General features: G+C 49.8%; 10 protein-coding genes. All 10 read right to left on the bottom strand.

The annotated features are described in order from the left end of the window. Window positions 1–100: 100 nt before the first annotated feature. The 10 genes from AC1DWN_RS01230 to AC1DWN_RS01185 all read right to left on the bottom strand — a co-directional run bounded on the left by AC1DWN_RS01230 (window position 101) and on the right by AC1DWN_RS01185 (window position 13,144). Window positions 101–949, bottom strand: a complete 849-nt coding sequence (locus tag AC1DWN_RS01230) for a sulfurtransferase (RefSeq protein WP_477557127.1) — start codon at window positions 947–949, stop codon at window positions 101–103. Between the two features lie 42 nt (window positions 950–991). Next, window positions 992–2,221 carry a molybdopterin-dependent oxidoreductase gene (locus AC1DWN_RS01225; protein WP_477557149.1) on the bottom strand — a complete coding sequence of 410 codons (1,230 nt, stop codon included), beginning with the start codon at window positions 2,219–2,221 and terminating at the stop codon, window positions 992–994. Window positions 2,222–2,488: 267 nt separating this feature from the next. Further along, the gene (gene map, locus AC1DWN_RS01220; RefSeq protein WP_477557126.1) at window positions 2,489–3,244 is read right to left on the bottom strand and encodes a type I methionyl aminopeptidase; all 756 of its coding nucleotides are present in this window, start codon (window positions 3,242–3,244) and stop codon (window positions 2,489–2,491) included. A gap of 363 nt (window positions 3,245–3,607) precedes the next feature. Beyond that, window positions 3,608–3,796, bottom strand: coding sequence for a hypothetical protein (locus tag AC1DWN_RS01215; protein WP_477557125.1), 189 nt, complete (start codon window positions 3,794–3,796; stop codon window positions 3,608–3,610). Between the two features lie 179 nt (window positions 3,797–3,975). After that, window positions 3,976–4,197 (bottom strand): hypothetical protein, encoded by a 222-nt coding sequence (locus AC1DWN_RS01210; protein WP_477557124.1) that lies wholly within the window; start codon window positions 4,195–4,197, stop codon window positions 3,976–3,978. A gap of 140 nt (window positions 4,198–4,337) precedes the next feature. Beyond that, window positions 4,338–4,766, bottom strand: a complete 429-nt coding sequence (locus tag AC1DWN_RS01205; RefSeq protein WP_477557123.1) for a PaaI family thioesterase — start codon at window positions 4,764–4,766, stop codon at window positions 4,338–4,340. 5 nt (window positions 4,767–4,771) lie between these two features. Next, window positions 4,772–6,700, bottom strand: a complete 1,929-nt coding sequence (locus AC1DWN_RS01200) for a long-chain-fatty-acid--CoA ligase (RefSeq protein ID WP_477557122.1) — start codon at window positions 6,698–6,700, stop codon at window positions 4,772–4,774. 15 nt (window positions 6,701–6,715) lie between these two features. Then, entirely contained in the window at window positions 6,716–8,506 is a 1,791-nt protein-coding gene (locus AC1DWN_RS01195; RefSeq protein WP_477557121.1) for an acyl-CoA dehydrogenase family protein, read from the bottom strand. Window positions 8,507–8,521: 15 nt separating this feature from the next. Further along, complete coding sequence (locus tag AC1DWN_RS01190) at window positions 8,522–9,739, bottom strand: acetyl-CoA C-acyltransferase (RefSeq protein WP_477557120.1); 1,218 nt, start codon at window positions 9,737–9,739, stop codon at window positions 8,522–8,524. Between the two features lie 963 nt (window positions 9,740–10,702). Continuing rightward, window positions 10,703–13,144 (bottom strand): 3-hydroxyacyl-CoA dehydrogenase/enoyl-CoA hydratase family protein, encoded by a 2,442-nt coding sequence (locus tag AC1DWN_RS01185; protein WP_477557119.1) that lies wholly within the window; start codon window positions 13,142–13,144, stop codon window positions 10,703–10,705. Between the last annotated feature and the right edge of the window lie 13 nt (window positions 13,145–13,157).

Genomic DNA, 13,157 nt, shown 5'->3' with positions numbered 1-13,157 from the left:
ATCCTTGTTGACTTTAAGCATATAAAATACATCGCCCGCGGCATAAACCCCACATGGCGATGTATTCAAATCTTTCATACTGTTATACGCTTCTCAATTCTTACTCATCTCCAGTTGCGATAGGGTTAGAGGAGTCAGAACTCCAATCACTCCAACTACCCGCATACAACTTCACATTGCGGAATCCCGCTTCTTCCAGAGCAAAAACATTCGGCGTAGCCGTCACGCCAGAACCGCAATAGACGATTATTTCGTCGTCTTTCGACAAGCCTGCAAAGCGCTCCGCTTGCTCCTCTGGAGATTTCCATGTGCCGTCGGCGCGCTTGCCCTCATTCCAAAAGCGATTAATGGCGCTGGGAATATGTCCAGCAGCTGGATCCATCGTCTCGAGCTCGCCACGGTAGCGAGAGGCATCGCGCGAGTCTATTATTACAGTGCCCGCCTTACCGATACGCTCCCGTACCTCTTCACGACTCACTAAGAGTTCATTTCTAACAGCCAGCTCAAAAGTAACTCCTTCTACCGGAGCTGGACTCTCCGTACTAGTCGGATGACCAGCAGCTACCCAGCCTGCAAACCCGCCTTCAAGCACATAAACCTCGCCATCGTGACCTAGCCATTTCAGCAGCCAGCGTAGACGGGATGCCATCGCACCGCCTTGATCATCATAGGCAATTACTGATGTGTTATTTCCAATCCCGATACGCTCTAATACAACCGCCAGTGCTTTCGACTCCGGCAAAGGATGACGGCCGCCCTCTCCATTCGGCACTTTAGGTCCAGATAGGTCATGGCTCAAACTCAAATAGTATGCACCTGGTAGATGCGCTTCCGCATACGCCTTGCTTCCAGCTTCCGGATCACCGAGTACATATCTCGCATCGACGATCACCATTTCATTCTGATCCAAATGCTCCAGCACCCAACTAGCTGTTTTATAATACGACATACCCTTCAGCTCCTCTGACCATTAATATGTATAAAATTAGTATCACACCCACGCATCCGTGGAATAACCTCTCTCCTCCCAATACCCGATATGCTCGCCTTCAATCAGCTCAATGCGATTCAACCATTTCACTGATTTGTACGCGTACATCTTAGGTACGACCAATCGAACAGGCCCACCAAGATCACTTGGTATCGGCTTGCCATCATGCATAACTGCAACCATCACATCGTCCAAGTCAGCTTGTTCGAGTGTTAACGTATCGGTATACACGCCATCCCCGGAATATAACTTCACGGTTTTCGCATTAGACTTGACGCCTGCTTTCTTGAGCAGCTCCTTGAGCGGAATGCCTTCCCACGTATTTTGGTAGACGGACCAGCCTGTTACGCAGTGAAAATCACTGACCTGCACGGTTCGCGGCATAGCCACAAACTGCTTCCAATCCCACTTGAATGATTGATCTACAAGCCCATCTATCGTAAAGGACCAGTTATCATTGTTAAACTCCGGAATCGGCGTTACTGTGTAGACACGAAACTGACCTTGAGCGCCCCCGCCCATTGGCGGTACAGATGCAGGCAATGGCTGCGGTGCAGGGATAAGCATATTCGCATCCTTTTCGATTAGCTTATCAATCGTTTGACTTCCGCCCATCCCGCCAAGAGAATTACCGAGCCACTTCAGAAAAGAAGGTGCTAAAGTAATCGCAAGTCCCGCTCCTATCACTCCACGTATAAAGGCTTTCCGAGTATACACGGCCTGCGGCGATCCGGCTGGATGAATGTCGTCCGCTTCACGATCATTTTTGATCGTGCGACGATTCGGCTCCTTCAGCCATTTTACCCGAGTAATCGAGTGATAAATAATATAAGGCAAACCGACCCATGTGAGCAAATCATGTACGACCAAAGCGACGTTTGACACACGCGGACCAACAGCTCTGAATTGCCATAGCAGAACACCCGATACAAACCAACCAACCAGCAAGACAAGCACAACTAGCACATTAAATCGCTGCCAAGGCTTTGCCTTCAACTGCTTCCAATGCTTTCCTGCGAGCGCCAAGTAATAGACAACAGGTAAAATAGAGAGAATACCGACCGCCGTATGCAGCCACTTCACCCATACCCGTCCTTCACCCAGAAAACCACGCCAAAACCCGCCAACAAGAATAAGTCCGGTCAATGCCAAAATAACGACCAGCCAGCCGTTCCACGAATGCAGTGAGACTAGCTTCTTCCCATACCCTTTACGCAGCCGATCCAACATTTTGCCCACATGGGTCCCTCCTGCTTATTCCGCTTTAACTATCTACTTTCATTATACCGCTAAAATAAGTCCATATAGTATAGAAGAAATACGCCACAGCCATCTTTGTTCGCATATCAAGCGTAAACGACTGTCGCCGTCCTCTTCGGCAAAAGCATTCGTTTCGCGGTGATATATAAGCACATTTATAAGTGAAAACTTATAAATTATTATATATTAAAAGAAGTCCGTTCATTTGCTGAACGAACTTCACCTATTTCATTTCAATTATTTCTCCCAACGAGTCAAAACAATCGGTCCATTCTTCGTAATCGCTACCGTATGTTCAAACTGTGCCGCCCAAGCTCCATCTCTTGTACGCGCGGTCCAGCCATCATTCGCAATATATACGTCCGCTCTCCCTGCCGTGAGAATCGGCTCTATCGTTATAACCATTCCCTCTTCAAGCTGAACCCCCTGACCTGGAATACCCCGGTGCAAAACCTCAGGAAATTCATGCATGCTTCTGCCAATACCATGGCCGACAAAAGCGGTTACCACTTCAAAGCCTGCTCGTTCCGCACTGGATTGTACCGCGTAGCCAATATCGCCAATCCTATTCCCTATAATGGCCTGCTTAATGCCAGCCTGCAGCGATTGCTTAGTCGCTTCCAAAAGCTTGTCAGTTGCAGCACTCGACTTGCCTATTGCATAGGTCCATGCCGAATCTGCTTTCCATCCATCCAAGTCAGCCACCATGTCGATTGTGACGATATCGCCCGCCTCTAATGGCTCTGATCCAGGGAATCCATGGCATACCACCTCATTAACGGAGGCGCAAGTCGCAAACGGATACCCCTTATATCCTTTCTGAGCAGGAGTAGCTCCTCGATCAAGCATAAACCGCTCTACAAAACGATCAATTTCCTGCGTTGTGACGCCTGGCGCGATACGTTTGGAAAGTGCCTGGTGACAGGCGGCGACTATTCGCCCCGCTTTTCTAATACCGCGAATATTTTCTTTCGTTTTCAAAACCACTGCCATCTCTAAACCTCCTTGTGGTTAGTTAGGCAAGTCCAGCTGCATCGAGAGCTTCGGATTTGTCTATTATTACCTTTATTCAAGGATCTGTTCTAACATGACCATTCCTCAATAATAGGTTTCATAGCAACGCAAACAGCGAGCTTTAAGTACATGAACCTAGCCTCCACTCGCCATAGCTGAGCTGCACTACTTGAGGAACCTGATTACTTTCCCCACCCTAAAACTCCTGCACGCCCTCTACCATTCAACACCCTACGCACCCAATTGAGGTCAGCGAGATGTACAGCTCCAGCCCCTAAAAAAACAAAAAAGCTTTGCCACCTGTATAAATACAGGAGACAAAGCCTATTATTCATGTTGTGATCAGCTGACCGAGGAGTTAATTCTGCATAGTTCATTTTCCACCAATGTCGTCAATTCATCCTCGTAACCACCGGTAATCCGATACTTCCGAATATATTCCTTAACAAATTTACGCGCGTCTTTGGGTTGAAAAATTCTCGTGAGTTCCTTCAGGCTTTCCTTGACTTCATTCTGGCTATGTTTCGCCATGAAATCTCCTCCCCTATACGTTGGATGGTCGTCCGAAACAGCAATGTACGATACCGCATGCGGTGTTACACCGCAAGACCCCCACTCGGTGCAGGTAACTCCATGGTCAAAGTGTCACAATGTTTGCATTTTTCTTACTATTATAACATTCTGGGAGAAATTATGAAAGTAAACAAATTTTAATCCTTTGTCGCGGCATGTTCGGTAACCGTTTCCAATTGAGCCCGATCATCAGTTACTTCTGCTGAATTTATCCCTTTTGGAGGCGAGACATCAACTCCTGACCGAGATTTTGCTGAAAGTCTGTCTTTACGAAACATTCTTAAATACGCTAAAACACCAATCACGGCAACTATAATTCCAAAAGCCAATACGAGCATTGTCACCCAGCCTTGGACCATGTACTCGCCTCCCTTCTTTTCTTTTATTATCGGTATATTACGCTTCATATTGAATCATTTCACTAAACAGACAAATTGCCATTTATTAGGTATAATTATAACCACTTTTACAGGTGCAAGCAACTAGGTGCATTCCCTATCTATAGGAGACGGTATGCTCCGCTGCCCCAAGCGAGTAATTTCCCTCCTTCATCTTTGACCACTGCTTGAAGCGTAATCGTCCGCTCTGTCCGGTGCACCAGTTCAGCTTCGCATAGGAGCAAGCCTCCCTTGCTGCTGGCGAGAAAATGCGTGGTCATATTGGCAGTAACAGTCTTCTCATTAGAAGCAGCTAGCATAACGACTAGACCCATTGCATTATCAATTAGCGACATAAGTACACCACCGTGGACAATGCCGAGCAAGTTAAGATGCGGCTTCATAGCATCTAAACAAATTATAGCTTTTCGCGCATCGGCTTGCACAACCTCACAACCAAGCAGTCCCCAAAATGTCTCCTGCGCACGCTCTGCCAGTCTAGTCAAATGGCCCGCTTGATCCGCCTGCTGGACAAACCATTCCTCATCCATGTCACTCACCGCCCTTTGTCAGCTGCTGCTTTTTCTGCCTCAGCATCTTCCTCATATAGCTTGCGACGGAGCACTTTGCCGATCATCGTTTTTGGAAGCGTTTCCCTAAAGGTGTAATGATGCGGTACTTTATAAGAGGCCAGCCGTTCTCTGCACCACACATCCAGCTGCTCCTTCGAAACCTGCCACCCCTCCTTCAGTACGATAAAAGCTTTCACCGTCTCCCCCCGATAACTGTCTTTCACACCGATAACAGCCGCTTCTCTGATAGCAGGATGCTCATACAGCACCTCCTCTACCTCACGCGGATAAATATTAAAGCCGCCTGCTATAATAACATCCTTCATCCGATCCATAATGGTAAAAAAGCCATCCTCATCCATCGTTGCGAGATCGCCCGTGTACAGCCATCCGTCACGCAGCACCTGTGCCGTTTCCTCCGGTTTATTCCAATACCCTTTCATGACCTGAGGTCCACGGACGATCAACTCTCCAAGCTGACCGATCGGCAATCTCTTTCCTGTGGCAGGGTCCACTATTTGAACTTCAGTGTCTGGGAATGGTACGCCTACCGTACCTATTTTACGCAACCCCCATACAGGGTTGGCGTGAGTCACCGGCGAAGCTTCACTTAAACCATAGCCTTCAATGAGTCTCCCTCCTGTTAGGGACTCAAATTGCTCTTGCACCTCAAGCGGCAGAGCCGCAGAACCGCTGACACATATATTGATGGAGGACAGATCTGATTTGTCCACATTGTTATGATTAATAAGTGCCACATACATAGTAGGCGCACCTGGAAAAATCGTGGGATGCAGCTTACTGATTGTTTTCAGCACAACCTCCGTCTCAAACCGCGGCAGCAAAATCAGCATGCCTGCACGCAGCACGGACATATTCATTAGTACCGTTAATCCAAAAACATGAAACAACGGCAATGCAGCAAGAAATCTTTCCTTGCCGTCTATCGCTTTATAACACCATGCCGATATCTGCATCGTATTGGCAACCAGATTGCGGTGCGTTAACATCACACCTTTTGGTGTTCCAGTTGTCCCGCCTGTATATTGTAAAACGGCCACCTCATGGCCTTCCGCCAGCTCTGGCAGCTCGATCGATTGTGATTTTGAAGCCAGTAATTTTTTATATGAAACAACCCCACGACTTCCATAAGGAATCGTGGAACGAAAGCCTTCTTTGCGCTGTTTAATCGGGTAAAGCATGTTCTTCGGAAATGGTAGCCCATCCTTAATGGAAGTGACAACAATATGCTGCAGCAGCGGAAGCGGACCTATCTCAGGCTGCTCCCCGCGCACGCGGGACAAGCGGTCATAAAGTAAATCTACCGTTATTATACCCACTGCTCCACTATCTAACAATTGATGCTGAAGTTCCCGCTCCACATACAGTGGATTCGTCTGAACAACAACTCCGCCTGCAAGCAAGATGCCATAATAGGCAACAACCGCTTGCGGACAGTTTGGCAGCATGATCGCCACCCGGTCCCCTTTTGCTATGCCGAGTGAGATAAGACCGCTTGCCAGCCTAACTGCATCGGTATGCAGCTCGCGGTAGGTCATGGTTTTGCCTAAGAAATGAATGGCTGTATGGTCTGGAAATTTATTAACGGCATTCAATAAAAATTGAACAATACTGTCGTTCGGATAGACTAGCGAATGAGCGATCTCCTTGGGATAGTGACGCAGCCAAGGGCGCGGCAGCTCACCTTCATCAAGCGGCGGTGTCGGTTGCGCCGATTCGTTGTCGGACTGCAATTCGGCAGATGAATCAAGTGTCGATTCGTCTGTTGGCTGGTCAGCGGATGGATCAGTCGTTGACTCTTCAGCAGGTTGCTCAGCAGATGAATCAGTCGTCGACTCTTCAGCTAACTGCTGTTCGGGCAAATGCGGGTCCTGCGGTTTGAGCGGATCCATTCATGGTCTCCCCCTTCACACGACATAATGCTCACTTCGAATAACCTTTGCTGCAATTGTACGCTTCAACGCTACCGTATCGGAAAGCGGCGCACGCATAAGCTTCTTAAGGATGGAAAGCTGCATTTGCAGCCCATCACCTTGCTCAAGCGCGGCTAGCGCAAGCTTAGCCAGTGATTCGATTTTGTCCATCGACTCCTGCACAAAAACAGTCGTCATAGCAATCGCATGGCCTGTTTTTTCCGAGGCGGCTTCTCCGTTTGCATTGACCATTTTTTGCGTACGAAGCCATGCACTCTCCATTGCAAAAAGCTCAATCATAATGTCAGCAAGTGAGCACAGCACCTCTTGTTCCTGTTCTAGCCTTTGTCCAAGCTTCTGTACCGCGAGTCCACCGACCGCCAAAAAGCTTTTTTTGGCTTGAGCAATACGGTATGCTTCCTTACTTAGCGGCTTGTCGAAAGCTGGGATCGGCATCGGTTGAACAAGCTCACTCTGGAGTGCACGTACATGGCGGAGCAGCGGCAGCTCGCCTTTGATTGCTTTTTTCATCAAGGTGCCTGGTATGAGCATACGATTAATTTCATTCGTCCCTTCGAAAATCCGATTAATTCGCGAATCGCGGTAAATCCGCTCCACCTTATAATCCCGAATATAACCATACCCTCCATGGATTTGAACACCCTCATCCGCAATAAAATCAAGCGCTTCAGAGGCAAACACCTTCAAGATTGAGCACTCTATCGCATACTCACCAATCGCCTTCGCAATCTGCATACCGCCGTCAGTTGTCTCACCTGCTATTTCAGTGGATTGCAGAGTAGTATCAATAAAACCAGCGATCCGATACACCATACTCTCAAGTACATAGGTTCGAATGTTCATGTCAGCTAACTTGGCGCCGATAAGCGGATAGGATGAGATGGCACGACCGAACTGCTTGCGTGTATTCGCGTAGGATGAAGCCAGCTCAATCGTTTCTTTCGATGAACCGAGACAGGCCGCACCTAGCTTAAATCGACCGATATTCAAAATATTAAAAGCGATATGATGCCCTTTTCCAATCTCCCCGAGCAGATTTTCAACCGGAACCTCCACATCTTCAAAATAAATCGGGCATGTCGATGAGCCCTTGATGCCCATCTTATGCTCCTCCGGACCGACACTGAATCCTTTCATTCCCCGCTCTACAATAAATGCTGTAAAATATTCGCCATCTACCTTCGCATAAACAATGAACAAATCCGCAAATCCAGCGTTCGTAATATACAGCTTAGAGCCGTTAAGTACATAATGCTTCCCGCTTGGCGACAGCCTCGCAGAAGTCTTAGCCCCGAGTGCATCCGAGCCGGAACCTGGTTCGGTTAAGCAATAAGCCGCAATCAGCTTCCCCGAAGCTAAATCCGGCAAATACTTGGCTTTTTGCGATGCTGTGCCAAAAAATACAATCGGAAGAGTGCCGATTCCCGTATGGGCGCCTACCGAAAGTGCAAAAGAGGATGCTCGCGACAAGTTTTCTGCAAGCAGTGTCGTGCTTACCTTGTCTAGTCCAAGCCCGCCATATGCTTCAGGCACATCGGCTCCAAGCAGCCCCAATTCTCCAGCCTTGCGCATGAGCTCGACTGTCAAATCATAATTGAGAGCTTCCAGCTCGCTATCATGCGGATAAATTTCTGCCTCCAAAAACTGCTTGGCGGCTTCTGACATCATCTTCTGCTCCTCCGTAAAGTCCTCTGGCGTCACAACCGAATCCGGCAAGCTATCCTCCAGAACAAAACGTCCGCCAAAACTTTTCGTAACCGTCATGCCGCAGATCTCCCTTCAGTTTTGTCCATACACTTCAATAACACCGGCAGCTCCCATACCACCTCCGACACACATCGTTACTACTCCAATACCACCACCTCGCCGGCCAAGCTCATGGATTAGAGAAACCGTCAGCTTCGTTCCAGTGCACCCAAGCGGATGGCCAAGTGCAATCGCACCACCATTCACATTCACAAGTTCGGGATTAATGCCAAGCTGTTCAATAATTGGAACACATTGTGCTGCAAAAGCTTCATTCAGCTCAAACAAATCAACCTGATCTACCGTAATGCCTGCCTTCTTAAGTGCTTTGGGCACTGCTTCAATCGGACCAATGCCCATCACCTCTGGAGCAACGCCTGCTACGCTATAACCGCGAAAAACAGCTAGAGGCTTTAATCCAAGCTCAGTTGCACGAGCGCGGCTCATCACAATGACAGCTGCTGCTCCATCACTCATTTGGGATGTGTTACCTGCTGTAACCGTACCTTCTCGAGCGAACGATGGCTTCAGCGGAGCCAACGTTTGTACTGACGTTTCTGGGCGCACCCCCTCATCCGTGTGAAACTCGAATACTTTTTCCCATGGCCTTCCTGCCTCATTCACCCCCGACCTAGTGACGGTCATCGGCACGATCTCCGCCTCGAATCTACCTTCCGCGATCGCTGCAGCCGCTTTACGGTGACTCTCTGCAGCAAACGCATCCTGCGCACCACGCGTTACACCAAATCGGCGTGCAACTTCCTCCGCTGTGTGTCCCATGCCCATGTAAACCTCTGGCATTGCATCAACAATTCCTGGATGAGGTGACAGCTTGAAGCCGGTCATCGGCACATGACTCATGCTCTCTACTCCACCGGCCGCAATGATATCCGCCTCACCCAATCGAATCCTTTCTGCCGCATATGCAATAGCCTGCAGCCCAGATGCACAGAAACGGTTGACCGTAACAGCCGGCGTCGTTACTGGAAATCCTGCATATAACGAGATGACACGCGCGACATTTAGCCCCTGCTCCCCTTCTGGCATGGCACAGCCGAGAATGACATCCTCGATTTGATCAGGCGATACGCCTGGCAATCTTTCTAGAGCACCTTGCAGTACGGCGCGTCCTAAATCCTCAGCTCTCGTTTCTGCAAAGCTTCCCTTCGATGCTTTGCCTACCGCTGTCCTTACCGCGGCTACAATTACAGCATCACGATCGTGATCGCTAAACGGTGATGCAGCTGACATCGCTCTACCTCCTTTGAATGGTGTCGCCTCTCGGCTTTGGCCGAAGCGGCGGGTGTGGTGTGGTTGGCTATTGTGTAGCCAACAGTGAGTTTTGGTTAGCCCGTTTGGAGCCATCCGTGCGTTGGCTATTGTGGAGCCAACGGTTCGTTGTGGTTGGCTAGTTTGCAACCAACGGTTCATTGTGGTGAAGTGGGTGAAGTGAGTGAAATCGTCCAACAATGAGGCAAGCCTCACTAAGTCTGAAGTTAGGCTCACTAATTTCTAGGCATCATCAGATCCTATGATAATTAGTGAGATAAAACTCATTGGCGATGAGACAAACCTCACGGGGAGTGAGCTTTGCCTCACTAATCGGTTCGATGTGCCTCAAACAAGCGATATTACTGAAGTTAGCCTCACTAGGACGAGTGAGCTTGGTAGGTGGTTACTCCTTCTGCCACAAGACACTTCGACTAACTTCGAGCTGCTCTTCTGCTGCATGTCACTCCAATCAACCACAAGTTACACCCTCTGCCACATGCCACTTCAGCTAACTTTGAGCTGCTCTTCTGCTGCATGTCACTCCATGCGACTGCATTAGTGAGTTTAGCCTCTTATGAAGTGAGGTTAGGCTCACTTATTTCTAGGCGTCATTTCTTGCTCTGATTAATTAGTGAAGTAAACCTCACTTGCGAAGAGGTTTTCCTCATGGGGAGTGAGCTTTTCCTCACTTAACGGTTCGATGTGCCACAAACAAGCGATATTACTGAAGTTAGCCTCACTAAATAGTGAGTTCTCCTCACAAGAAGGAGTACCGCTCGGCAAGTGCTTACCTCTTCCGCGACAAGTCACTCCAGCTAACTCCAAGCTACCTCTTCCGCTACAAGTCACTCCAGCTAACTCCAAGCTCCCTCTTCCACCACAAGTCACTCCAACTAACTACTCCAAGCTACCTCTTCTGCTACAAGGCACGCTCCGCAAAGATTAGTTGCGAAGCGGCTTGCCCGTCGCTAGCATGTGACTCATGCGCTGCTGCGTTTTAGGCTCGCCGCATAAGCTCAGGAACGCTTCGCATTCCAGATCGAGCAAATACTGCTCGCTCACCTCAGCACCCGGCTGAATATCTCCGCCGGCCAAAATATGCCCGAGCTTGCCGCCGATAAGCGCGTCATGCTCACTAACAAAACCGCTTAGCTGCATCGCCTGCACCGCGACCTTAAACACCGCGTTGCCTTCACGTCCGGCAACGCGAATTCTCGCCTCGGCGGGCGCCGAATAGCCCGCTCTGTCCAGCTCCAGCACCGCTCGCTTCGCTTCCGCGATGCGAGCTTCCTGCCGCATAATGACGCGATCCTGCGGCCGCATAAATCCAAGCTTGCTCACTTCGAAGCCGCTCGTGGATGCTTTAGCCATTGCGATCGTCTCGAACAGCGCATTCAAATGCGGCTGCAAATCTCCGCCTGCCCTACCTCCGTTTGCGAGAAGCGCCCGTTCGGCTGCCATCGCAGCCGCTTCCTTACAGCCCCCGCCCGCAGGAATAAGGCCCACACCCGTCTCGACCAGTCCAAAATACGTCTCTGGCGAATAAATGATTTGATCCGCAGGCAAGCATGCCTCCACTCCGCCGCCAAGTGTCATCCGATGCGGCGCTGCTACGACAGGCCGATCAAGTCTTTTGAGCTGAAGCATCGTGCTTTGAAAATAACGAATAATGTCCTCTACTTCGTCCCACTCGCCATTTTGAGCTTCCATTAGCAGCAGCATTAAGTTGGCACCGACGCAAAAATTCCGGCCTTCGTTCGCAATGACTAGTCCGCGCCAATTAAGAGCGACCTCCGCAGTGCTTTGCTGGATCGCGGATAAAATATCTCCGCCAATCGCATTATTAGGCGAATGAAATTCCAAAAGCACAACGTCATCGCCAATATCAATTAAGCTCGCTCCTGATGTGGACAGGACAGTTCTCCCAGAAGCTTTTAACGCTGGTAAAGAAATGATGTCAGCTTCCTGTTCTTCAAGCTTATAAGCCCCGCTCGCCACATATACCCGTTTATTATTTTCGACTTGGTAAAAGCTCTGATTACCGGCAGCGATCCACTCCGTCACCCACTCCGGTACAGCATCGCCCTCCTTCTGCATTTGCTGGACGGATTCACGAAGCCCGATGGCATCCCACAGCTCAAACGGTCCAAGCTCCCAATTAAAGCCCCACCGCAGCGCCCTGTCGATATCCACGATGGAGTCGGCGATAATACCAACCTGAGCCGCGGAGTAGAGCAGTGTTTTTTTGATCGTTGACCATGCAAATTTCGCATAGCGATCACGCGGATCGGTACGCAGCAGCGCTTTTACTTTAGCCGCCGGGCCCTTGGCCGCCTTTGCCGCATCAATGATTGGAGAGCTTACAGCACGCTTCGCCCCATATTCAAAAGTGTCCAAGCTAAGCGATTCAATCTCACTTCCGCCTTTCCCCTTCAGCTTCCGATAAAAGCCCGCCCCCGTTTTCTCCCCCAGTCTTCCGCTTGCAACCAACTGCTCCAGCAATGGCGGTCTGGCAAAAACAGCTTGCTCAGCAGCATCCTCACTTCTCTCTCGCACGTTATCAACAACATGCAGCAGCGTATCTAACCCAACGAGATCAAGCATCCGAAACGTCGCCGTCTTCGGCCTCCCCATTGCCGGACCGGTTAGCGCATCAGCCTCCTCCACTGTAAGTCCAAAGCGCAGCGTATCCTCCAGCGTAACCAGCATGCCGAAGGTGCCAATGCGATTCGCAATAAAATTAGGGGTGTCTTTTGCGATAACAACGCCTTTCCCAAGCCTTTTCTCACAAACCTCAGTCAGCAATTGAACGACAGCCTGATCCGTATCCGCGGTAGGAACAATCTCCACAAGCTTCATATATCGAGGCGGGTTAAAAAAATGCGTCACCGCAAAATGCTCCCTAAACTCTTCACTCCGCCTTTCCACCATCGACGCTGCGGATAGACCGGATGTATTCGTGCTGACCAGAGTCCCCGGCTGCCGTACTGATTCAATGGCCGCATGAACCCGTTGCTTCACGTCCAGCCTTTCGACAACTGCTTCGACGATCCAATCGACATCCCCCAGGGCTGCCAAATGATCGGTCAGATTGCCCGGCGTTATCCGAGATGACCAGGACGGATCATACAGCTGCGCGGGCTGAATCTTGTTCATTTTTACTATTGCGGCGTTTGCCAGACGATTGCGAACCTTAGCATCATCTAGCGTCAGCCCAAGACTCGCCTCCTCCTCAGTCAACGATTCCGGTACGACATCCAGCAGCATGACGCGCATACCCGCATTCGCTAGATGAGCGGCAATGCCCGCCCCCATAACTCCAGAGCCGATTACCGCCGCTTTGCGGATTGCGCTGGCGCTTTTTTGCTGCGTTTTAATAGACATGGGCCCCCTCCTT

The organism is Paenibacillus sp. P4_A7 (assembly GCF_056402455.1).
Note: the sequence above shows the minus strand (reverse complement) of the source record. Positions and strands in the feature narration are given on the sequence as shown.